Genomic DNA, 24,404 nt, shown 5'->3' with positions numbered 1-24,404 from the left:
ATTTCACTTTAAATATATTAAAATAATGCTTAATTAACATTTTACACTTTAGTTAATTTGAATAACTTGCTTAATGCTATATAGCTATCTCAGGAACAGTTGTTAGGGTAATTTAATAATGAGGTGATTAAGATGCAAATTTTGAGAAGTGTATCTGAAAATAATCGAACAACATATCACATTAAAACAGATTTAGGTTTAATTATAAAAGTGACGGCTGGCAATGATTTAACACCAAAAGAAGTAAAAAAACTGTTGATAAATGTAGCAAAAGACATGGATAACAAGCTAAAAAGTAATATTGAGTAAGTTATTTCTTTATGATTTTTGAAAGGAAAACATTTTAAGTGCGTATAAAAAGGAGCGAAAACACGAAATCATTTAATTAATTGTGATTTCTTTTTCGCTCCTTTTTATATTTATTAATTTATAACTACGATAATAAAACCAATGAATAGTACTAGCATTGATAATCTTGGTCTACTTTTACCAAATAAACCACTTAATAATACAAATGCTAAACCAACAATTAATAATTGATTATTAAATGTTGTTATTCCCATTAAGTCACCAATCATCATGATAACACCGTATATGATAACGATGATTATTACTAAACTACATAAAATTGATAATACATTAAGCAATTTCACAATATACATCCTTTATAAAAAATTATTTACACTATATGCAGTATAAAACAAAAACGCCGCTTCGAAAAGCGGCGCCAATCTCAAAAATATATTCCACACTAAAGTTTGGAGGACTTTTTGTGCTTAGTATTTTATACCCCTCATTATAAATTAAAAACATAAAAAACTAAATTTTCTAAAAAAATCGCTAAATTAATGTTTAAGGTTTACAGTGTATTAATTTACATATGATTAAGCAAAATAATCAAATAAATTTAATCTTACCATTGGAAAAGAATTAAATAAAAAGTTATCCTATAGTTAAAGTATTAATAACTACAGTTATAAAATGCGACTTTATTCTTCTTTAAAAATAATATTTCTACGCATGTATTATTTTATATAATAGAAAACTTGTTTTTATAAAAAAAAGGGTGATGAGATGAAAATATTGCGTAAAGTTTATAAGGATGAAGAACCTATTTATCATGTCAAAACTGACAAGGGTTCTGTAATTAGAATTAAAGGGTCTGACGAGTTAACGGATGCTGAAACTCAAGAACTATTAACTCTAGTTGCTCAAGATATTGATAAAATGAAAAAATAAATAACCTTCCGTTTATATAATTAGGATGACTATTCAATAAGGGGTTAAATAGTATCAAATTCTTTTTAATTTATCGATTTTAGTAACACAGGCCAATATCATCCATAATATTGAAATATATAAATATTAAAAATATTAGCCAGTTGTTTTATAAAAGTTGAAGTGCAAACTGTCTCAATATGAAATATGTTGTTTGCATTCATCGATTAGACTCAAATTGTTTATATTCAATTTCACAGAACCAATTTTACATTTATAACGAAGTTGTTCTTATTTATGCAAGGGCTTAAGCTCTTGCATTTTTAATTAGGATTAATACTGGATAGCAAAAGATTATTTTAGAAAAAAGCATTTTTGCCCTCGCTTATACCATTGTTATTTCTAAATGTACATCATAAACTCAATATGCGGGATACCATCTTCCATATATGTTTTTGAATTTGCTTGAAACCCAAAGGATTCATAAAATGTTTTCAAATGAGCTTGTCCTGTTATTTTTAAAAATTTATGGTGGTATTGTTTTTTTATAATGTCAATCGTACATTGTACAATTTCGCGACCATAACCTTTTTTTCTATAATTTTGAGTTACTAGCACCCTACCAAAACTAATACCATTTTCAGAAGTGACAATGCGGGTATATGCTATAATATTGTTTTCATCATATAATATAACATGTTGAGCATTTCTATCTTTATCGTCTATTTCTTGATAAATACATTTTTGCTCTACAACAAAAATTTTCACTCTTTCTTTTAATATTTCTAATAATTCAATATTCGATAGTTCCTCAGTATACTTTACTTCTAACCTCACCTTACTCATTCCTTTGATTTAATATGTAAAAAGAGACCCAAAATATACTTAATATCTTGGGCATGGATATCATATTGACAGTAGATGACTGGGATATAAATTTTATTGAGTTAGCGGCATTTGTGTATGAGCCTTAACTCTTGTATTCCTTCTTTCTAGTTTGCAAAATTTATAAATAACCCAATGCATATATAGTACGCTTTACCTAGCCTCTTTTTCTAGTCATGTTTACCGCGTCAGATACCGAAATCATAAAAAATATAATCTCTTTCTCATTCTCTTATCTTACGTTTAGTAAAGTTGTAATTCACATTTAAGTTATTGCTCGATTAATTGAATTAAATTGCCACATGTATCTTCAATGACTGCCAGTTTAATCCCTTCAACTTCTTTTGGCTTTGTTTTAAATTTAACATTTAAATTGGATAATGATTGATAAGACTGATCTAAATTGGAAACGCCAAACATAGTCAATGGGATACCCGAATTAAACAAATCATTTTGATATGTTTTAGCTATCGGATTATCATTGGGTTCTAAGACAATTTCAACTGGATTGTCAGAATTATTTTCTTTTACTGTTAACCATCTAAACCCTCCACCTATATCCATATCATGCACAAGTTCAAATCCTAACTTCTCTGTATAAAATCGTTTCGCTTTTTCTTGATTATCTACAAAAATACTCATTGCAATAATTTTCAATTCGTTTTTCCTCCATTTATGTTTTAGTTTCTTCTAATATCTATACCCTCATATTATACTTTTCATTATAAATAATTAAATAACAGTTAGTGTTTTATTCAAAACACTAATATTGTCCAAAACTTTAATTATTATATATTAAAAATTAGTAATAACTTAATTTGAAGATATAGATTATCTGTACTAAAATATTAATTGTAAGTTATTTATAGAAATTTTAGGAGGGATTTGGGTTTGAAAACTTTAACTGAGCTTCGTGAAAAAAAACAGTTAAGTTTGTCTAAATTAGCAATTAATTTAAACAAAAACTATGAGAAAGACTACAGAATTTGCCAAATTTGGGATTGGGAACATGATTACAGAGTACCTTCAGAAAAAGATACGAAAATTTTAGCCGACTATTTCCAAGTACCTAAAAAAACCTTTAATTCATAATTATATGAATTNNAATTCATATAATTATGAATTAGATAAACTGAAATAGAAACGTATTTTTAAAATTAAAGAGAACGGGACAAAATCTATTTTTTTAAATCAGACACTGTAGTTCTGTATTATCAATAGTAACTGAAATCGAAAATTTTTAACGTAATCTAATTTTCAATTTACACAGCTATTGCTAACATTATATAAAAATAACCTGGGCCATTGAATTATGGTTCAGGTTATTTTTAAATGGTGGTTGTTATTTTTTAAAAACAATTGTTATAAAATAGTCTACGCCTTCAACGGTGTTTGTAACGGAAGGAGTAACTGATACAAGTTCCCAATGTTGCTTGTCATTAATTTCTTGCAAAAATACATTCACACGATCATCAAACGCTTCAAAACTCTCTTCATATTGCATATGCAATGTTTTAATCATCATACAAATTCCTCCTTCCGTTAATGTGACCTAATTAATCTTTTTTATTGTAAAACCTTAAAAAGCTCAAAACAAATATTTTTTAATTGAATATGACTTAATAAACAATATTATTGTAAATATACCTTAAAAATTTTAATACCTCTGTATTTCTCTATTTAACCAGTCTACAATTTCCCTAAAAATGCTCTCATTATAACTAGATTCATTAAAAATCTCGTGCTGCAAATCATCATATATGTGTATCGATTTATGTTCAGATCCGATTTCATCAAATAATTGAATTGAATCTTTATAACTCACTAAACCGTCTTCTTTACCATGTAAAATCAGTATAGGATCAACAAATTGTTGTGCGTTATTTTTTAAGTGTTCTACGCCTTCTATCAATGTGATTAATAACCCATTTGATATCTGTTTCGCATTTAAGTCATCTAAGGCATATTTTTTAACGATTGTCTCATCTGAACAAAGACCATCACTTAGAACATTCTCAATATAACTATGCATATCAGCACTTTTATCTATTTTGCCAAATGTTTCTTTATTATATCTTGTTAAAGCGCCAGAAGTTACGATACCATCAACTTTACCCGGATACTGTGTTCCAAATAAAGTGACTGTATAGCCTCCCATACTATGTCCAATCAAATATAACTCACCGTCAAATTGAGACTTAACTTTATTAATAATTGCTGTTAAATCATCAACTATTTCATTAGCAGTGCTATAAAAGGTTTGTTGCCCTTCTGAACGACCATGACCCCTTTGGTCATATCGAATGACATTAAAGCCATTATGATTTAAATAATTCGTCAACTCATCATAACGATCCAAATGCTCTGCCACCCCATGAACAATAATGATATTCCCCTTGGCACTGTTAACCTCATTTACTTTTGTATAAAGATTCGTACCATCTTTTGATGTTATATATTTTATATAGTTCAAATCTTTCACCTCATTTTTTATTGTTGATCTATTTTATTTACACAAATAACCATAACAAACAATTGATAAACATTTATTAAGGATGAAATCATGATTATAAAGACCCACCGTATATTTATATAAATAAACGTTTTATAAACACACATTTTGAGTTAATAACTTTCTCTTAAGTATATTAAACGTAATTTTTACATAAAGACAAATATATAGATGCTTTAACTTTGGACCATCTATAAACTAATAACGTAATGGATTTTATAATTTTCACTTTTCCTTCAACCTTTTATCAACTTTTAAATCTCAGTTAATGATATGCTTATATTGGAGCGTGATATTGATGGCAAAGTATATTTTGTCCTATAATTTAAATTCCATTTCGTATGGTTATGAAAAATTACCTGCAAAATTAAATAGTGTCGGTAAATCATTGTATATTTATAGAGGGCTTTGGCTCTTAAAAAGTGATTTAGATCAAGCCACTATTTACGAAAGTATTAAAAGTTCATTCAATTCAAATGATGATTTTTTAATATTTGAAATTGAGCAAAGCCCTTTAGGGACTTTAAGTGAACAAAAATATGATGAAATATTAAATTTACTTAATGATTAAACACATTCTATAATTTGAGTGTGTTTTTTATATATTATTTAAGTTAATTTTCAAAATGTGTTATACTCTTTAATACTTAAAAGATTTATGTATAGTACAATTATATAAATGGTCGGTTTTTCATTTTTATTTTCAATTTCATAATTTAAAACAATGACCATTGTTAAGGGGATATTTATGAAAATTATTAATTTGGAGATTAGCAACTATAATATAACTTATACTGTCGAAACTAAAAAAGGTAATGTTTTTACACATGCGCTACCTAAAGATGTCACTACGCATAACGTTCAGCGTTATTTAAATTTATTATGTAATAACGTAGATAAATCAAAATATAGTGCCAAAATACCAAGAGATTTTAACTGAATTTTTATTAGCCATACCAAATAACTATTATACTCCACACGCGTTCTAGCAAATGTTGATTCTATTTCATTCGCTAGAATTTTTATATACCTGCCTTTTCTTAAAATACTCAAATCAATTATACTTACGCGTATTATAAAATTATTACTAGAATACATCTTGTTCTGTAAATTTTCTGAAATCTTTCTTTCTACTTCTTATAAAATTATGATATATTAACATTATTTATATTATTTAAAAGGGGTGGGAATTTGAAATTTTCAAATAACAAAGGAAAAGAAACAAACAAAAACAGAAAAAAGCTTGGTATGCCGCATATTTACGTTATTTTATTTATATTTGGCGTATTAGCAACAATATCAACCTATCTTATTCCATCAGGCGAATTTGATCGAATTAAAGGACCTGAGGGTAGAGAAATGGTAGATGCTGATTCATTTCATTATATAACAGCTGCGCCAGTTAATATCGTGGATTTTATTTCAATTATTCCCAGAGGTTTGATTGAAGCTGGGGAAATTGTATTCTTTACATTAATTATTGGTGGTATGTTTATGGTATTAAGACGTACCGGTATTATTGAAATTGGTGTTGATAAACTGGCACGTCGATTTTTGAACCACAGTATTTTTATTATTCCAGTACTTACTACTGTATTTGCAATTATCGCTACTTTGATTGGAACGGCTGAGCTTTCACTCGTATACATACCAGTTATCATTCCTTTAATCATCGCGTTAGGTTATGACTCAATTACTGCTACTGCTATCGCATTATGTGGGACCGTTGTCGGTTTTACAGTAGGAGTATTAAATCCAATTAATACTGGACTAGCTCAAAAATTATCAGGTATTCCTGTTTTCTCAGGCATTGGACTACGTCTAATTATATTTATAATTGTACTGTTCGTTACGATTTTATTTATTATGCGTTATGCTAAAAAGGTAAAACAAACGCCCGATATGAGTTTAGTTTACCAAGAAGATACAGAAAAAAGAGAAACTTATAAAGACATTACTAAACAAAAACCATTAGTTGCTTCCAAACGTCAAAAAGTGGGCATCGCTGTCGTATTAGCCTTTTTTGTTATACTTGTGTATGGAGTGACAACGCAAGGTTGGTTTATGGTTGAAATGTCCGGATTATTTATCATTATGGGTATCGTCGTTGGTTTAATTACGGGGTTAAATACACGTGATATTTGCGAAGCATTCAATGATGGTTTCAAAGACGTTTTAATGGGCGCAATCATCGTTGGACTAGCGCGTTCGATCGCAGTGGTGCTTGAAGATGGCAAAATCATGGATAGTATTGTTCATGGATTAGGATCAGTTATTGATGGTGCAACGCCAACTGTTGCAGTAATCGGTATGTACATCGTTCAAGTGTTAATTAACTTCATCATATCTTCAGGAAGCGGACAAGCACTAGTCACTATGCCTATTATGGCTCCATTAGCAGATATGTTAGGTGTTACTAGACAAACAGCAGTCTTAGCTTTCCAACTGGGTGATGGTTTCACTCATGTATTCTACCCGACAAGTGGTTATTTCATGGCTGCATTAGCAATTGGCGGTGTTTCATACACTAAATGGATTAGATTCTTTTTCCCTCTTTTTATTATATGGGGGCTTATATCAATCATTTCACTAATCGTAGCACAGTTAATTGGCTGGTCATAAAAGTTAAATCCAAATATATCAAAAAAGCTATGAAAAACCTATCATGATAGGTTTTTCATAGCTTTTTTATCGTTATATAGAGCAACATTTTTTATAAGCAATTAGAGATTCATCTCGATTTTTGCATCGTAGTTTGATATAAATGTATTTTCATCTTAATTATTAAATGTTTGAGGACCTATTCAAAATGATAGTATTGATATACTTTCTTTATAGTAGTCACATAAAAAAGAAAATTTTAAAAGAAGACGTTTTATAGCTGAAAATTAGAAAACCATTATAAAGCCCATTAGATTTTTGTTTTCGCCCAACTTTTTATATAGCTTTTATTTAACGGATTTTGAACTAATATCGTTAGATAGTAACATATTCTTTACTTAAAAACAGCTCGTTATTTAATCGTGTTTCCGCCATCAATAACAATTGTTTCACCAGTAATAAAATCCGTTGCATCACTAGCTAAAAATAAAGCAATTGCAGCGACTTCTTCTGGCTCTCCAAAGCGTCCTAAAGGAATACCCGCTAAAGCATCTTCCCTTGCTTTACCTACCCATGCTTTATCTGATAGTTCAGTAGCAACTATCGTTGGAGCGATAGCATTTACATTTATATCGTATTTAGCCCATTCAAATGCTAAACTTTTTGTCATGTTTGTAATACCTGCTTTAGTGACACCGTAAGCAGTATGTCGATCTAACGCAATAATTGCATTTTGACTTGCCATATTTATAATTTTCCCGCCGTCTCCTTGTTTTATAAAAACATTTCCGACTTTTTGAGCCATTTTAAATGAAGCTGTTAAATTCAAATCTATTTGTTTTTGCCAAATATCATCTGGCATGTTTTCAGCATAATCTAACAATGCTACACCTGCAGAATTGACTAAAATATCTATTCTTTTAAATCTCTTAATAATTTGCGATATAGCACTATCAATATCTACTTCTTTTGTAATATCGCATTGTATACCTAAGATGTTATCGCTATTCAGTTTTTGGACATCTTTTTTGATATCTAAAACTGCTACTACTGCTCCTTTTTCTATGTAAAAATCAGTAATGGCTTTACCTATACCACTATTTCCACCAGTCACAACAGCGACTTTACCTGGGATATTAAAATTTTTATCAAACCCTTTAAATTTTTTCATATTTCTATTACCCCTTTCTTATCTAAATTATACGATTGTTATATAGCGCTTTCAAAATCATTGTATAATTTATTGTTTCAAGTTCAAAATAATATAACTGAAGTATATTGCATAATTTTAATATAATTAATGTATTACAATAATTATAGAATATAAATATTGAGTATTTTTTATGAAAAAGCTTTTTGCCTTCTTAGCCAATTTTCTTAGTATTAACAGTTTGCCGTAACGTTGTAGAGGAAGAAAGTAATATAACAGCGCCTTATCATCAGCTGAACTCTAGACTAAAAATGCCAGCGACGTAGGTTATTATGATGGGGACGATGCTGAAGAAGTTTATAATGAAACAAAACCACGAAAAGCAGATATTGAATCTAGTAAAAATAATCAATATAAAGGTAAGTTGATCTTACTTGTATTAAATATGGCTACTTGAAATTTAATATTTAGCAACAAAATATTACTTCTATCCTATATTTTAACAGATAATAATACAACTGAATTTGAGGCGCACTACTACTTTTTCAATTAACCAATATACTTTTCAAAAAAGACAGTCGTTTGATTGACTGTCTTTTTCATTAATTATTTATTCATGTTTATAATAAACCCTTTTTGCGTTTACGAAAATCTAGCTGTAAATAATCATACATTATTTTAAATAGCTTAATATATATATTAACCAAATTACAATTTTAAAAATAATGAAGATATATATAATGGTAATAATTAGAGATACTAAAAATTGTAAGATTATATTACTAACTTTAAATAGCATAATCGCTAAAAAGGCGAGAGTTATTATGATTGCAACACTCATTTTTCCACCTCTCAGAGCGATCAACTCTGATTTTCCAATAAAATATATCGATCAAAACCCACTCTATTTAATAGTTATCAAGTACATTTATAACTCTATACTATTCACTATTACAATTATTATAACACGAAACATACGTTCCGTTTCATTTATTAAATATATTATAATAATAAATTATTTCAAAATTACTTTTTATTGATAAAATTACTTCAACAAAAATAATTTGAGGTTTGATATCACTGAGTCCATCTATATAAGGTACCTTAAGTTATGTAATGATAAACAACGTAAAAATTTAATCTCTTAATACTCTCTGTTTATGATAACAGTGATGAAGCAAACAAATATGCTGGCAGTTATTCATATCATCTGTCTTACTTAGAATTTATCATCTATCCTTCATCCAATACCTTTTCCATTCGATAATTTGTAACTTGAAATCCCATTTTATTATATAAAGATACTGCTCTTTGGTTATGGCCAAACACATGTAGCCCAATACTTTGTACTTTTCTCTCTTTACAGTAATTTTCTATACCCAGCATCGCCGCTTCGCCTAGCCCCTCTCCTCTAAATTTTTCATCGATATGTATATCATAAATAAAACTTTTATTATTATCTCCAGAAAAATGCAACCAACAATACCCAATATTTTCATTTGAATTAAAAATGGAAAATAAATATTCGCCATCTGTTGCTAATCCATTTGGTAGTAGATTTTCAAAAGCCTTACGAGCTCTAGCAATTGCGCCTTCTTTTTTCCAATTACCACTTTTAATATGTTCGTTAGCATACTCATATATACTGTTTTCATAAAAGTTATCATAATCCAATTGAGTCATACGCTCTAAACTTATTGTCATTTAATAATTCCCCCTTTAAATTAGGAACAGTTTAGCACAAATTATTTTACAAATACTAATAAAAAAATGAGCGAGACAGAAATCTTTTGCTTAAAAACTTCATTGTCTCGCTCCCACAAATATGCATAGAGATAAATGGGTTTTGGCGATTATTTTCTGTTGTTCTACTTTAAAACGTGTTAATGGACTCAACGGGTTTAACATCTCATTTAATAATCAATAATTTATAAATCACTTTAATTTTAATGTGATAGCATTTATAGCCACAATAATGGTACTTAGTGACATCAATACTGCTCCGACAGCAGGTGACAATATTAGTCCAATAGATGCTAATACACCAGCTGCAAGCGGCACAGCAACAATATTATAACCTGCTCCCCACCATAAATTTTGAACCATTTTTCTCATGGTGTTTTTAGAAAGTGATAAGAAGTGAATAATATCTGAAGGTGAACTTTTAACAAGAATAACGTCACCTGATTCAACAGCTACATCTGTACCTGCACCTATTGCCATACCGATGTCTGCTCTAATTAAACTAGGTGCATCGTTGATACCGTCTCCAACCATCATTATCTTATTCCCTTTATTTTGATAATCTTGAATTATTTTTTCTTTGTCTTCAGGTAATAACTGCGCATGTACATCTTTTATACCTAGCTCATTTGCTACTGTCTTCGCTACTTCACTGTTATCCCCTGTCAACATCACAGGCGTTATATTTCTTGATAACAAATCTGAAACCATTTGTTTAGAACTTTCTTTAATTTTATCTCCTTGAGCTATAATGCCTATCACTTTATCATTATGAATTAAATAACTCACTGAGTTACCTTGTTGAGCAAGTTTTTGAAATTGGTTTTCATCATATTTAAAATTATTTTTCTCCAAGTAGCTAACATTAGTTATTTGATATTTCTGATTTTCTATAGTTCCTTCTAGACCCACGCCTGGTATATTATTAACCGCTTCAGGATTAATAATATCTATATTTTTACTTTTAGCAAACTCTGTAATACCTATAGCAAGTAGATGATTTGAATTGCTTTCTAATGATGCAAATAAAGATAATACTTGATTATCACTCTTTTGTTCTAAATAACTCTCATAGTGATTAACTGAAAAGTTACCTTCTGTTAATGTACCTGTTTTATCCATCAGAATATAGTCAATATATTGCGCTAATTCTACTGATTCTCTATTTTTAATTATTAATCCATTATGTGCAGCTATAGACGTTGAACGTGCTGTTACCAATGGTATAGCTAATCCTAAAGCATGCGGACATGCAATCACTAATACGGTTACTAATCTTTCTAGTGAAAAATCAATATTATTATATATTAGCATCCATATGATAAAAGATACTACCCCAATACTTACCGCAAAATAGAATAAATAACCCGCTACTTTATCCGATAATAACTCCGCATCGGATTTATCATTTTGGGCTTGATTTACAAGTTCCATCACTTGAGATAAGTAGCCATTTTGTCCCGTTGCAGTTACTTGAACTTGTATAGTTCCTGAACCATTAATAGAACCGCCTATAACCTCATCATTTTGAGCCTTAGTAACTTTTTTAGATTCCCCTGTTACTAATGATTCATCTATAGACGTACTACCTCGAACAATCGTGCCGTCTGCTGGTATACTCTCTCCAGCTTTCACTTCTACAATATCATTCATTGCTATTTCTGATAGTTGTACTTCTTCTTTATGATCAGAATCTATGATTTTAACTGCTGTGTTAGGTAATAATTCAGCCATTTTTTTCAGTGCATTGCCTGCATTGCCAACCGCATTCATTTCTATCCAATGACCTAATAACATAATTAAAATTAATGTAGCTAATTCCCAAAAGAAATCCATGGTATGGGCAGATGCATTGCTAAAATGATTCATATAAAATGCATACAAACTGTAAATATAAGCGACTGAAATACCTAATGCGACAAGCGTCATCATACCAGGTTTTTTAGAAACAAGTTCATCTTTCGCTCCTATTAAAAAAGGCTTACCTCCATAAAAGAATAAAAATGTGGCGAGAACTAATACAATCCAATCAGATCCATTAAATGAAAATTGAAATGGTAATTTTATTCCCATCATTGGTGATAAAATAATTATCGGTATTGCGAAGAACAGTGACACAAAAAATTTACGTTTAAAATTGCCATGGTGATGCGAATGAGCGTCATGGTTATGCGCTTCATGATTTTCGTGGCTGTGTGTGTGAGATGCTTCGTGCGTCTCATGATTATGAACGTTATGTGAGCCGTGATTTTTTAGGTTTGTCATTTTACAACCTCCTTGTCTTGTTTATATTGTTCTCTTAACATAAACAAGCATAACATATACCCCGTCTAGGTATAATAATTTTGCTTTGTTTTTATATAAGTAAAAAACGGAACTGAAATCAAATTAATGACTTGTCTTGATTTCAGTCCCGTTTTATGAAAGATAACTATTTGTTTAACATAATTAATATTAATTTGCTTAAAAATTTATTTTCACTATGGTTTCGCTATAAGGTAGCTTACTCTGTTGGTATAACACGACATATTTTGGAGGAACTTAAAAACATATCGTACTGTGTATTTCTATGGATTATTATTAAAACCACCGTCTACTCCCATTTTTTTCATTTTAAGTGCCTCATTTTTGTTGTTCAAAGTAAAAACATGTACCTTCAATCCATTGTTATGAGCGCGTTTAACAATATTTTTTGTAACAGCTTTTTGATTAACCCCAATACCATAAGCAAAATTTGCTAACCGTTCTAATTCTGCATTAGTTAAATTTGAAATGTCTTTATCATCTATAAGCTTTATTAATGGAATATCCTCGTTTAAATTATGTATATTTTGTAAACTCATTTCTGAAAATGATTGTATAATTACCTTTCCTTTTTTTAAATTTTTATCACTTAATAAATGTTCACTCTCTAAATCTTTCATTAAAATTTCATCCATAAATGGGTATATATCAGGATGTTTCGTTTCAATATAAAAATTAGTTTTATCCTTATACTCTTTTAGTATTTCAGATAATTCAGGTACTAACTCATGTTTAAATTTCGAATCAAAATGTGAACCAGCATCTAACGCTTTGATTTCTGATAGTGATAAATCATTTACCAAACCATTGCCATTCGTAGTCCTATTTACTTCTTTATCATGCATAGCAATTAATTTATTATCTTTTGTCATTTGTAAATCTAGCTCAATGTAATCCGCTTTTTGTGTAATAGCTTTATCATAAGCAGTAAACGTGTGCTCAGGAGCCGATCCACTTGCGCCTCTATGTGCAATGTTTAAATATTTTTTACTTAAAACATTATCAGAACAAGCAGATAATAATATGATACTTAATAAACTAACAAACATTAACTTTTTCAATTTTATACCTACCTAGATTTATTATATACACAATCTATTTTAGCACATTTGATTAAGTTAAATATTTTAGTTTTTTAATACAGTAATTTTTTTACTTAGATTCATGTTAAGCATTAAAAAGATAGAAAGCGAAGATTACTAAGCAACAAGTATGTGAAGTTTACATTCATATTTATACTATAAGGATCCCTCTTGAATTTAGCTAATTTAAAAAGACAACTTCTGAAATCTATATGTTTTTGTTTTAATCCTATCGATTTTATGGTTAACAGTTATTTTTGTTGAAATCTTATTGCATATAAAAACGCTTCTGAAAGGCTACAAGAGATTCTATAACAAAATTACAATCTTTATCCTTAAAATGTAAAGCTGCTTCGTGCTTTATAGGTAATCTGATTTTTAGTAAATTAACATTTTCTTTAAAATACGGTTCTATTCCACCAATTTTTTTAATATCGTAATTTAAACAATCTGGTATTGTTAAAATGTCACTTCCTATAATATATGCACAAAACAATTGGTAAAATGCATCTTCATCGATAGAATCTAAATAAAGTAACTCTTTTCTCTTATCTCTCGGGTGCTTAAATAAGTTATAAAAGAACTTAGAAATAATATTTCTATCTTTGTAATGTTTTAATGATTTTGAACTTTCATTTGACAATAGTTTTAAATATTCATTTATGTTTTGATTTAAATCCAAATATACCACCTCTTTAAAACACTTTCTTATACATACCCTATATTTAATGTTCTAATATATTAGTTTATGTAAGTCACTCTGTCTTTAATATGAGTTACATCACGTACGATATATCATTCGTTTTTTGCGATAAAATTTGTATTCTAAACATATATTTAATTCTGTTATTATAATATTTAATGCTGAGACATAAATGCCTCAGCATCATATAGCCAGATGATCTTGACAATGTTTAAATGATTACTATTCAGTAACCGAAAGCTGTTACCTTACATATCAACGTACAAATAATTTATATATATCATTAAAATGACGATTGGTTAACGCATCGCACATATTAAAATTCAGTCATGAAAAGCTAATTATAATATAATACTTCATAATGAAATGATTAATATAACAAATTAGATGTAAATACAAAAATTAATTCAATAATCTTTTCATAGTGATTAAAAATATATTGTTATGACCTCTTTAGTCCTGGTTCAGCCAACCCAATATATACTGAAAACAATAGTTTTTGGGATCAATACATGCTTTATGACTTAAAAATGGAAAAGAAAATAAATATATAGTACTTTGCTTGTATTTGTTTACAAAGTTTAAAGTCGTATCTATTAATACCGATTGATCATTTAACCCATGCACAATTAAAATTTTTGAATTGTAGCCATCTTTATGAATAGGAGAAGCTTTTTCTAAGTTAGCGTCATTTGTATTTCCAAAATATTCAACGACTGCATTATCTCCAAGCCCTTTTGATTTTGTAAATAACACATCTGTAACTGGCGCTAAAGCAATCACTCTATCTACACTGTTTTCGTTTAACAAGGCCAATTGCCCACCTACTGAATGACCTAATAAGATAATCTCATCTTTTGATTTATAATAATCCGTCTCTTTAAACGTTTTGATTGCTTGTTTAATATCTTCAAAGGGTATCGGCCATCTATGCTCGCCTCTACAATATTCAATATTAACCACATTAAACCCTTCATTTAAAAACGTTTCAACTAAAGGTTCCATTAGCTTTTTGCTAAATTTTTGTCTCCAATACCCTCCATGAATAAGTAATATCCATTGCCCATTACTATTTTCTTTTTGATATACTTCAAAAAAATTTTCTTCATGATCCGAATACATTATTTTTTCCATTTAAAAACCACCCCTATGTTCTAAATACAATACACAACATGTCTTTATTTAATTTTTTCATACCAAAACGCCTTGTAGTTTTTAATATCCATTTACCTATAACCAAATCACTGAACTTGTAAACAATTGATATAAGTGCTTTTTTAATTAAAACTTGTAGAATAATTACTATTATTTAAAAACCGCCTTATATGATTTTAATTATAAAAACTAAGCATTAATTTTTCATTTTTTAGTATCTACTTTAAAGGAAGCATATTCATTTATATCTTAAATTTTTAAATATCAGTCATGTGTTTTTTTAATGTCTAATGCAATTTGAATTTGGTTTTCTCTTTCTGTAACGGCTGAATCTATATCGCCTTCATTCACTAAATTAATTACTTTAATAGCATATCTGAGGATACTATAGCATGACCACGCATAGCTCTGTTGAAGTAGCACATAAAAAAACGCGAGATGCAAATTTACTTACCTCTGATTTTAAGTTCATGTCATTAGAAATGCTTGAGATTTTTTAGTAAAGTTGGAAGAAATATATTGGAGTGATTAATGTGGGCGAAAAAGAATTTTTCCAAAGATTATTAGCTATTTCTAACGAAGGTTTAAATTATTCTAAAGATCCATATGACATTGAGCGATACAATAACCTATTTGATATAACGCAAAAATTTATAAATACGCATTTAACACAAAAACCTATAAATTTTCACAAAGAGCAAGGTTATCCAACACCCAAAATCGACGTGAGAGCGTTGATCCTAGACCATAACGATCATATTTTATTAGTGGAAGACTCTAAAACTAAATTATGGGCACTACCAGGCGGATTTGCAGAAATAGGCATATCACCAGTTGAAAATATAATTAAAGAGGTTAAAGAAGAAACAGGATTAAATACTACTGTCAAAAATCTCATCGCTGTTTACGATACAAACAAATCGAATCCAGAGAACGCCTTAGCGCAATATTACAAACTAATATATTACTGTAAAAAATTAAGTGGCAATTTAACGACTAGTATTGAAACTAGTTCAGTAGCTTTCTTTGACTTAAAAAGGCTACCGGTGCTATCAACTAAAAGAAATACTGAACAACAAATCATTGATTGTTTTAATAACAAAAATGGAAAAACCATTATTGAATAATATGAACTTCCTCTACTAATTCGTGGTATTTTTGTTTATTTCTTTTATCCTATAATTAGTAGAGAAAACATCATTAATCTTTTAATATTCAAACAAGGGGTTATATATAGAAAATTGGATTAATTTTATAGTGATGTCTTTATTGATTCTCATCGCACCAGGCCAAAGCTTTTTGCTGTTATAAAAAACAGCATACACGTTGGAATCAAAAGTGGCATTTTCACAACTTTAAGGATAGCAAACGCCTATTTAATTTACGCAATTTTAGCCACTTTAGGCCTTATTTTTATATTAGTAAGTTCCCATACTGTTTTTTAGCAATCAAAGTATTAGGTGCTCTATATATTGTTTATTTAAGTCTTAACAATATAATTAATGCGCATAAATTCAACTATCAAAGGATTGATTCTGTAAATACGAAAAAAATAAATTTGTTTAACGCTTATAAAGAAGGATTTACTACTATGATTTTAAATCCAAAGGCTATTTTATTTTATATTAGTATCTTATCCCAATTTATAAACCATCAGAACAATGAAAGTGTACAAGGCGCAATACTTTCAGGATTGTTTATTGTAACTGTAATAACGTGGTTTAGTTTGTGTACTTTTATATTTAATTATGTAAAAGCAATTTTTCAAAAACCTAAATTTAAAATGGTTTTTGACTACATTATTAGTATTACCTTAATTGCGCTATCAGTTAAAATTTTGACCACAAAACAATGATATATTTGTAACGTAAATTTTTAATCCATTAAACTGAGATATAAACTAGTGTCTCAGTTTTTTGATCTTACTTCGAGATATTAATCAATATCTTTCATTCTGAACCATCACTAAATCTTATCAAATTCACAATTATTTTCTATGTTATGATTCATTTTAAATTATAGAATATCATATTAAAACAACCACCCTAGTGAGTGGTTGTGACAGTAAATTTTAAATTATATACAATAAAGTTAATAAATTTCATAACTTTGTCCCGTTTGAATGCCTTCGACGCTTTTTATATATTCTAATGCAACTCTTTTTAATGGCACTGGTTTAAAACCGGGAAAATACGCCTTCAATTGATCTGGAGACTCTTCAAAAACATTTGGACTAACTGTATTAATACGAATTCCTCTCGGTGCTTCTGCAGCTGCTGATTTAGCAAAGGCCTTTACACCACCATTTGCTAAAGCAGATGATGCGCCTTCAAAAATAGGGCAATCCATAATGACACCTGTTGTTAATGTAAAACTGCCACCATCATTAATATACTCCATCCCTAATAAAACCAAATTAACTTGTCCTTTCAACTTACTATCGATGCTTATATCATTTAATTCTGGTGTCATTTCATTTAATGGGCCAAAATGTGCAGCTCCTGTGGCACTTATAACAGCATCAACCTTGCCTACTTCTTTATACATTTGCTTAATGCTTTCAGTATCAGTAATATCTACTTCAACGTCCGCGTTATGTCTAGATGCACCAATGACTTTATGCTTTTTTTCTAACTCCTTTTTTAGAACAGAACCTAATAAACCTGTATATCCTATTAATAATATTTTCAAACCCACCACCCCTTTACTTAAAGTTAACAACCGGAAAAGAAAAAGTAAATTTATTTATTTCAGAATATTGGAATAATTTAAAACTCAAAAATTTATGCAATTTGTAACCAAAAGATATATATAGTCAATAAAATAAATAACCACTCCGAAGAGTGGTTGCACAAAATTTGTTTGGGTAAATGTCTGAAGTTTACCTGTATATAGATTATCATATCATTTGTATTTACTGTATAAGGGTATTCCCTAATATTAATATATCTTTGAGCCACTACCAATTGATATGTGGGACGCCTATGAGTTTAGCGCATTAAAGCTTTCTAATGGGATGGTAAAGATTAAAAAGGCTTTATAAACATTCAAATAATATTATTTAAAAAAAGCACTGTATTGCACATGAATAACGAGTTACATATTTAAGTAATTAAGGCTTATTACATTATGTGATTTATATTATCGAAGATGCTTTATAATTCGAAGATTTCATTTATTTAAAAACAATAATCAACACGTAATATTTCTAATCGTTTTAACTACTTAGTTATAATTTGCAAACAGCTCGGATGTATGAAATAAGTTATTTCTCCAATATTTATTTTTATACTACGTTGTTCGAAAATAGTATTTTTATTTTCAATCAACCATTCTATTGGTGAGTCATAAATATCATTTATAACTACGTCTTTCATATTTGTAAGATCAGTCCAAGTGCCAATTAAATTTGCATAAATATGAGTCATATCAACACTCCTTTTCTTCATACCTTATTATTAATTTCTAGAAATATAGTAAATTTTAACATATCGTATATTTCCTCTCCACTATGCGTGTATATTGGACGGTTAAAACAGTTTTCATCCATTACACAAAAATATACAAATTTCTTATAATAATAAGATGTTTGCACACATTTATTTTTAATATAGTGCAATTAAATTATAACAATAGTTTTTTAGGAGGAGCTAAATGAAGAAAGCCTTTTTTTATTAATATCAAATTTCTTAATTTTATCCGCATGTAGTAATAGTGAAGATAGTAAATCGAGTGATAATAAAGAAACTGAATCATCATCTAAAGACACGAAAAAAAATTATACTAAAGACGACGATACACAATCTGATATTGATAAAAATACTAGCGAAAATAAGACAGGTGCTAGCAATACTCAAGCAGCTGATACTGTAAACAAGCAAGATGAAACTTCTGAAGAACGTCCACACATACAAAATAAAGATAACATACAAGAAAAGAATCCTAATACAAATGCTGAAGACCAAACACAACAAGGCAATAGACCCTTCGGCGTTATCCCGCCAAAAGGTATGACAAGCGAAGAATATCAACTTCTAGAAAATAATATACCTAAAGCCAACAATGTCTCAAATGAAGAATATGAACAGCTATTAAATGAACAAGTACAAAAGATAGCAAATGAAAATAACCATTCAATAGAAACACCAATGGGCACATTTACGCCAAATAATCAAAATGAAAATCCAGGGCAAAATCAAAAAATAGATTTAAATTCAATGCCTGCCGGAGATTTTTCAACTGAAGGTATGTCTGAAGAAGCACAAAATGAAATAGATAAGCTTACAAGACAAAAAGATTTTGAAGGTTTATCACAAGAAAAACATAACGATAGCTTATCAGAAATTATGAATGATGAAATAAATAAAAATTAAACACCTTCAACTGTATCTTTTTTCGATAAAATGATCATGCTAAAATTTTATTTTTATTGTATCGAAGCAAATATAAACGTTTAATTAAATATCTATTTTGATATTTAAACAAATACAAAAGAGGTGTTTTATGAGATTTAAAAAGAGCTTGAAATATTCACTTGTCTTTTTTTAATTATTACTTTTTTAACAATTATTTTCAGACCAGCTGAAACAGAAATCAGCGAAATAATTCACGCGCCCTTTCTCAAAATATTTATTTTAATTAGTAACAAATTTATAAAAACATTAACTATCAGTTTACCTGCAACAATCGTAATATTTTTTGTATATTATTTTTATATTTTAAAATAACAATAATGTTACCCTTTTGTTTTATTTATTTTGTTATCATTAATCTTTTAGCTCATCTTAATTGATGGGCTTATTTTTTATGTAATATCCTCCAAATTATGTTTGCTTAATCCAGTTTCTTAAATATAAATGAATACTATTTCACACATTTTCACTTTATAAAAAACCCTACCTTAACAGGTAGAGTTAAAATTAATCTTCTATAAATTGAAGTTCATATATTGTCTTGTTTTTATACATATTAAATTCGTCCAACTTGCCATTCAATGTCAGTGTATGTTGTTTTCTACTGACATTATGACGGTAAGATATTCTAATATTTATATTAGACTCATATCCATTATTTTGGATTGTGCTTTCAAATTCTTCAAATACTTCTTTGTTTACAGGTAAAAGATAACTTTCTTTACTTGGTAACATATTTACATATTTTTCTTGTATAACTTTTTCACCATCTAATAAAATCTCAATTTTTATCTTTTTAGCAGCACCGCCGCCCAAGTTATATAATTTTAAATAATCTTCATGATCAGTAATGTCAGTTGACATATTTTTCATGGTAAGCTCGTCTTCTTCATTTAGTTCAAGCAATACTTGGTTAAAACCTAAAGCTGGAATAAAGCCGATTTTCATTTGGTACAGTTGCAAAGTGACTGAAACAAAATAGAATAATGCCATTATAAATGTGCCTATAGAACCTATTGCTGAAATTAAATTTATCATAGAATTTCCCCTTTTATATTTTCAGGAGACAGTAGTAGGACTGTAAATATAACACATATCTATAAAAATATCGCCTCTAAAAGTTAAAAACGATTGATTAATTGATGAACACTTTACAATAATAATATACATACCATAATTCTAATTGACTATAAATAATTAACATTTCAAATAATATTATAATTATTCTTACTAATTATTTTTTAGTATAGTACAATAATTTTATACAAATATAATTTAGAGGAGACACATATGAAAAAATTACTATTTTTATTATTAGCAAGTTTTTTGGTTTTATCTGCATGTGGTGATAACGAACAAAGTAAATCAGAAGATAAGAAGGAAAACCAATCATCATCAAAAGAAGCTGAAAAAGGAGAGAATAAAGAAGAAAACAAACAAAAAGAAATTACTAAAAAAGAAAACTCTAAAGAATCTGAAGATAAAACAACTTTAAAATCTTCAAATGATGAAGATCAATCTGAAACGAAAAATGATCAACAGAAAAGTGAAGACAAAAAAGAAAACAAACCTAAACCGGGCACTACGGATAAGATACCAGTTGAATTAGCCTCTACTGTTGATGGTGATACTGCTAAATTTATATATGAAGAAACCAAAGCATCTTTTAGATTTTTACTAATTGACACACCTGAAACTAAACACCCAAGCGTAGGCAAGCAACCATTTGGCCAAGAAGCCTCAGATAGAACCGCAGAGTTACTAAATAATGCTGAAAAAATAGAAGTAGAATTTGATGTTGGAGAAAAGCAAGATAAATACGGAAGAAATTTAGCTTACATATATGTAGATGGAGACATGTTAAATAATATATTAGTAAGAGAAGGTTTAGCAAAAGTAGCTTACGTTTACCCTCCAAATACTAGATATTTGACAGAGTTAGAAAATTCACAAGAACAAGCAAAATCAGAAAAAATAGGCATTTGGAGTTTAAATTCTGCATTTGAAGAACAAAACAATACTCAAAATCAAGCAAAGACAGAAAACAATTCTAATTCCGACCCTACTTCAAGTAATAATTTTAATGACGACACCGAAGATAATACCAATTCAACAACTGAAAATACTACAACTTTCCCAAATTGTACAGCGCTACGTCAGGTTTATCCAGAAGGCGTTCCACAAGATCATCCTGCATATGAGTCAAAACACGATAGAGATAAAGATGGCTATGCATGTGAAGTGAGTTAATTTTCAAAGGGCATCGTGATGATGTCCTATTTTTTATCTGTTTCAGAATTGCAAAAATTAGACTTTTTATTAAAAATGATAAATAGGTGTAATGAAAGTTAGGCGTTTAAATTTATTTTAGATTTGAGCAAGGCGTCTATAAGAACTGATGAGCATCGATGAAAAGATTGAATTTGATTTTATAAATAGCGTACGTGAAGATTGATTATAGAATTAACACCAAGCGTTAACCTTATCATAATCACGCACAGATTAGACCATTTTTATTGATGAAGTAAATTCACAATATAGTCATTTGTACCTGAATATGCAAAAAATTATAAAATGTTTATAGCCACTGCCTAATGTTGGGCAGTGGTTTTTAATTTAATTTATTAATCATAGATTTTAATAATACAATTTGACCAAAGTGTCGATTAGTATGAATAATAGCAAAATGTATAGATTGATTAAAATTTTCCATATAAACGTCTACATCTTTAAGTACAATTGGTTCATTTCTATCTTTCTTTAATTGTTTTTCTAAAGCATTAAGAATTCTATCAAGTTGTTCATCTAATAATTTTTTTAGTTCGGTAAAAGAAGGTTCATAACCATCAAAATCTTTTGGTGATGTTCCCCACAAAAAATATTTTGCAGGCGTTTGATCTAAAACATTTTCCCCATTAATAGTTTCAAATACTAAAAAATCATTCAATAAAATTAAATGACCTAATTGCCATTTGATATTATTATTAGCAACGTTTGGTTGATAAGTAGCTATTTCCTCATCTATGTCTCTTATATGCTTTTTTAATAAATTATATGAAGCTTGGATTTGCTCTTTAATCATTTTTTATAACTCCTCATTTGAAATATTTGATATTAAATCCATTCTAGGGTTAAAACAATATCATTTATGTTTATTTATCACAAAGTAATAACTACAAATTTGTAACGTACTTTTTTATAAGCAAGGCAAATCTGTGTTAATACCATGGCAATAAAAAAACTCTCAACCACTTGGGCTGAGAGCTCTGTAATGGAGACGGCGGGAGTTCATTAAAGCGTTTATGTATACATTTAAAATTCGCTATAAGCATTGTCGTATCAATGTTTACATTGCCTTACTAGGTTAGTGTAAAATGTTAAAATTGCAAAAACAACATATTTTTGGGGCAACATATACGCATTCATTCCGTATGCGTGAGATGCCTATTTTTTGTTAGGTTTGAAATGCAATTCACATGACTTACAGTATAATGAATGCCCAAATTTGATAAACAAAAATATGAAGAATAGTATAACAAGAGTTAGAATAATAAAAGCCATTATAGAACTAACTGGATCTTTTACAAACCCTCCCGAAGTTACCATTCCAAATGCACATATCATAGTAAATATAATGCCAATTAAAACCAAACACCCTTAACATCCACTAGTTCGTTCAACAACATCTCCTGAACCACACAAGAGCTATGTTCTTGATATGTTTTGTATTCTAACTCCCTTAATTAGTCCTCCAAAAATTTAATCCTCTAACTGATTTAACAAATCATTAATATCTTTATTTGATACTTCATCGTTCAATGTATAATGCAAATAAAAACAATGCATAATAACCTTTTTTGAATTAGTATTTATAATTAAATATTCCTCATTATTTTCTACACTTTTATATTCTTCTATCTTTTTCAGTAATTGCTTAAGCTTAAACAATAGGTTTATATAGTAAGTTTTATCTTTCACTTCATTCTTTTGAACCATTAAATTTGAAAAATAACTTGCCTGACTTTCTAATAAAATAATATAATTTTTCACACTTTCAAATTCTTCCTTAAATTCAATTTTATTTTTTAACTTCTCCGTTTCTAAATCATTAAATACTTTTTCGAATGTGCTAGTTGTTATTGATTTATTGTCGTATTCTTTTAATCTATTTTTGGCTTTTTGTGTATCAAATCCTTTATACTTGAATATTTTATAGAACATTTTTAAAAGGCTATCAGCATTAAATAATAAGTTAACTTGTAAATCTAATATTCTCTCTATTTTTTTATTATGACGATCTTTTTCAATGGATTTCAGTGTGAATAATCCTGCAATTAATGCACCTAATAAAGAACCACCAAATGTTGTCAGTAATCCAAATAGTGAAATAGACAAATTCAAACTATCTTTTGTTTCACTATTTAACGAAGCATTAAAAACTGTTGCCACACCAAATATAAAAAACAAGAAGAATACTATTCCTAAAATTGAACCTACCATAATAATAAATTTTTTATCTTTCATAATATCCTCCTAATGATTTCAATTAGTTTAATTATTATCTAAAAATCAATCTAATACAAGCTGAGTTTTATATTAAATTTACTACTTAAGGTTTACTTGCTATTAGTCATTTCAG

26 protein-coding genes are annotated in these 24,404 nt (G+C 28.6%); 10 read left to right on the top strand and 16 right to left on the bottom strand.

What is annotated here, in order from left to right; translation table 11 throughout:
• Positions 1-132 precede the first annotated feature (132 nt).
• Complete coding sequence (locus tag KA900_RS01645) at positions 133-309, top strand: hypothetical protein (protein ID WP_170006885.1); 177 nt, start codon at positions 133-135, stop codon at positions 307-309.
• A gap of 113 nt (positions 310-422) precedes the next feature.
• Here the strand turns inward: KA900_RS01645 and KA900_RS01640 are convergent, their stop codons facing one another.
• Positions 423-662 carry a hypothetical protein gene (locus KA900_RS01640; RefSeq protein WP_232164691.1) on the bottom strand — a complete coding sequence of 80 codons (240 nt, stop codon included), beginning with the start codon at positions 660-662 and terminating at the stop codon, positions 423-425.
• A 412-nt stretch (positions 663-1,074) separates the two neighbouring features.
• Between KA900_RS01640 and vraX the strand changes: the two genes are divergently transcribed.
• A complete protein-coding gene (gene vraX, locus KA900_RS01635; protein WP_158266109.1) occupies positions 1,075-1,239 on the top strand; it encodes a C1q-binding complement inhibitor VraX in 165 nt (54 codons plus the stop codon).
• A gap of 381 nt (positions 1,240-1,620) precedes the next feature.
• On the opposite strand, the gene KA900_RS01630 is transcribed toward vraX, so the two are convergent.
• Entirely contained in the window at positions 1,621-2,055 is a 435-nt protein-coding gene (locus KA900_RS01630) for a GNAT family N-acetyltransferase (protein WP_210139209.1), read from the bottom strand.
• Positions 2,056-2,373: 318 nt separating this feature from the next.
• Positions 2,374-2,760: a VOC family protein gene (locus KA900_RS01625; protein WP_210139208.1), complete on the bottom strand. Its 387-nt coding sequence runs from the start codon at positions 2,758-2,760 to the stop codon at positions 2,374-2,376.
• A 234-nt stretch (positions 2,761-2,994) separates the two neighbouring features.
• On the opposite strand from KA900_RS01625, the gene KA900_RS01620 reads away from it, so the two are divergent.
• Positions 2,995-3,195 (top strand): helix-turn-helix domain-containing protein, encoded by a 201-nt coding sequence (locus KA900_RS01620; RefSeq protein WP_096810631.1) that lies wholly within the window; start codon positions 2,995-2,997, stop codon positions 3,193-3,195.
• Between the two features lie 250 nt (positions 3,196-3,445).
• Here KA900_RS01620 and KA900_RS01615 read toward each other — a convergent pair whose 3' ends face one another.
• Positions 3,446-3,628: a hypothetical protein gene (locus tag KA900_RS01615; protein ID WP_096810632.1), complete on the bottom strand. Its 183-nt coding sequence runs from the start codon at positions 3,626-3,628 to the stop codon at positions 3,446-3,448.
• A gap of 132 nt (positions 3,629-3,760) precedes the next feature.
• Positions 3,761-4,576, bottom strand: a complete 816-nt coding sequence (locus KA900_RS01610; protein ID WP_107644577.1) for an alpha/beta hydrolase — start codon at positions 4,574-4,576, stop codon at positions 3,761-3,763.
• Between the two features lie 337 nt (positions 4,577-4,913).
• On the opposite strand from KA900_RS01610, the gene KA900_RS01605 reads away from it, so the two are divergent.
• From KA900_RS01605 to KA900_RS01595, 3 genes are all read left to right on the top strand, one after another.
• Positions 4,914-5,186 (top strand): hypothetical protein, encoded by a 273-nt coding sequence (locus KA900_RS01605; protein ID WP_096810635.1) that lies wholly within the window; start codon positions 4,914-4,916, stop codon positions 5,184-5,186.
• Between the two features lie 177 nt (positions 5,187-5,363).
• Positions 5,364-5,555 (top strand): hypothetical protein, encoded by a 192-nt coding sequence (locus KA900_RS01600; RefSeq protein ID WP_096810636.1) that lies wholly within the window; start codon positions 5,364-5,366, stop codon positions 5,553-5,555.
• Between the two features lie 251 nt (positions 5,556-5,806).
• Positions 5,807-7,237 carry a YfcC family protein gene (locus KA900_RS01595; protein ID WP_245339140.1) on the top strand — a complete coding sequence of 477 codons (1,431 nt, stop codon included), beginning with the start codon at positions 5,807-5,809 and terminating at the stop codon, positions 7,235-7,237.
• A gap of 391 nt (positions 7,238-7,628) precedes the next feature.
• Here KA900_RS01595 and KA900_RS01590 read toward each other — a convergent pair whose 3' ends face one another.
• The 6 genes from KA900_RS01590 to KA900_RS01565 form a co-directional block, all read right to left on the bottom strand.
• A complete protein-coding gene (locus KA900_RS01590; protein ID WP_115342343.1) occupies positions 7,629-8,387 on the bottom strand; it encodes a GolD/DthD family dehydrogenase in 759 nt (252 codons plus the stop codon).
• Positions 8,388-9,599: 1,212 nt separating this feature from the next.
• Positions 9,600-10,070 carry a GNAT family N-acetyltransferase gene (locus tag KA900_RS01585; protein WP_096810638.1) on the bottom strand — a complete coding sequence of 157 codons (471 nt, stop codon included), beginning with the start codon at positions 10,068-10,070 and terminating at the stop codon, positions 9,600-9,602.
• Positions 10,071-10,301: 231 nt separating this feature from the next.
• Positions 10,302-12,374, bottom strand: coding sequence for a heavy metal translocating P-type ATPase (locus KA900_RS01580; protein ID WP_210139207.1), 2,073 nt, complete (start codon positions 12,372-12,374; stop codon positions 10,302-10,304).
• Between the two features lie 302 nt (positions 12,375-12,676).
• Positions 12,677-13,474 carry a glycerophosphodiester phosphodiesterase family protein gene (locus KA900_RS01575; RefSeq protein ID WP_210139206.1) on the bottom strand — a complete coding sequence of 266 codons (798 nt, stop codon included), beginning with the start codon at positions 13,472-13,474 and terminating at the stop codon, positions 12,677-12,679.
• A 289-nt stretch (positions 13,475-13,763) separates the two neighbouring features.
• Positions 13,764-14,177 (bottom strand): hypothetical protein, encoded by a 414-nt coding sequence (locus tag KA900_RS01570; RefSeq protein ID WP_096810641.1) that lies wholly within the window; start codon positions 14,175-14,177, stop codon positions 13,764-13,766.
• A 474-nt stretch (positions 14,178-14,651) separates the two neighbouring features.
• The gene (locus KA900_RS01565) at positions 14,652-15,332 is read right to left on the bottom strand and encodes an alpha/beta hydrolase family protein (RefSeq protein WP_096810642.1); all 681 of its coding nucleotides are present in this window, start codon (positions 15,330-15,332) and stop codon (positions 14,652-14,654) included.
• Between the two features lie 554 nt (positions 15,333-15,886).
• Between KA900_RS01565 and KA900_RS01560 the strand changes: the two genes are divergently transcribed.
• Complete coding sequence (locus tag KA900_RS01560) at positions 15,887-16,480, top strand: NUDIX hydrolase N-terminal domain-containing protein (RefSeq protein ID WP_199194476.1); 594 nt, start codon at positions 15,887-15,889, stop codon at positions 16,478-16,480.
• A 290-nt stretch (positions 16,481-16,770) separates the two neighbouring features.
• Positions 16,771-17,208 carry a LysE family translocator gene (locus KA900_RS14735; RefSeq protein WP_315969031.1) on the top strand — a complete coding sequence of 146 codons (438 nt, stop codon included), beginning with the start codon at positions 16,771-16,773 and terminating at the stop codon, positions 17,206-17,208.
• Between the two features lie 236 nt (positions 17,209-17,444).
• Here KA900_RS14735 and KA900_RS01550 read toward each other — a convergent pair whose 3' ends face one another.
• Both KA900_RS01550 and KA900_RS01545 read right to left on the bottom strand, forming a co-directional pair.
• On the bottom strand, positions 17,445-18,044 hold the full coding sequence (locus KA900_RS01550; protein ID WP_103373740.1) for a short chain dehydrogenase: 600 nt from the start codon (positions 18,042-18,044) through the stop codon (positions 17,445-17,447).
• Positions 18,045-18,574: 530 nt separating this feature from the next.
• The gene (locus KA900_RS01545) at positions 18,575-18,781 is read right to left on the bottom strand and encodes a hypothetical protein (protein ID WP_096810646.1); all 207 of its coding nucleotides are present in this window, start codon (positions 18,779-18,781) and stop codon (positions 18,575-18,577) included.
• 582 nt (positions 18,782-19,363) lie between these two features.
• Here KA900_RS01545 and KA900_RS01540 point away from each other — a divergent pair.
• On the top strand, positions 19,364-19,726 hold the full coding sequence (locus KA900_RS01540) for a hypothetical protein (RefSeq protein WP_210139205.1): 363 nt from the start codon (positions 19,364-19,366) through the stop codon (positions 19,724-19,726).
• Between the two features lie 546 nt (positions 19,727-20,272).
• Here KA900_RS01540 and KA900_RS01535 read toward each other — a convergent pair.
• A complete protein-coding gene (locus tag KA900_RS01535) occupies positions 20,273-20,803 on the bottom strand; it encodes a hypothetical protein (protein ID WP_096810648.1) in 531 nt (176 codons plus the stop codon).
• A 252-nt stretch (positions 20,804-21,055) separates the two neighbouring features.
• Between KA900_RS01535 and KA900_RS01530 the strand changes: the two genes are divergently transcribed.
• Entirely contained in the window at positions 21,056-22,015 is a 960-nt protein-coding gene (locus KA900_RS01530) for a thermonuclease family protein (RefSeq protein WP_207572448.1), read from the top strand.
• 361 nt (positions 22,016-22,376) lie between these two features.
• Here KA900_RS01530 and KA900_RS01525 read toward each other — a convergent pair whose 3' ends face one another.
• Positions 22,377-22,847: a DinB family protein gene (locus KA900_RS01525; RefSeq protein ID WP_107643938.1), complete on the bottom strand. Its 471-nt coding sequence runs from the start codon at positions 22,845-22,847 to the stop codon at positions 22,377-22,379.
• A 677-nt stretch (positions 22,848-23,524) separates the two neighbouring features.
• Entirely contained in the window at positions 23,525-24,289 is a 765-nt protein-coding gene (locus KA900_RS01520) for a hypothetical protein (RefSeq protein WP_210139204.1), read from the bottom strand.
• Positions 24,290-24,404 lie beyond the last annotated feature (115 nt).

Origin of the sequence: Staphylococcus sp. GDY8P120P, from assembly GCF_017892065.1 — a bacterium.
GTDB lineage: Bacteria > Bacillota > Bacilli > Staphylococcales > Staphylococcaceae > Staphylococcus > Staphylococcus nepalensis.
This window is presented reverse-complemented; position numbering and strand designations above follow the sequence as displayed.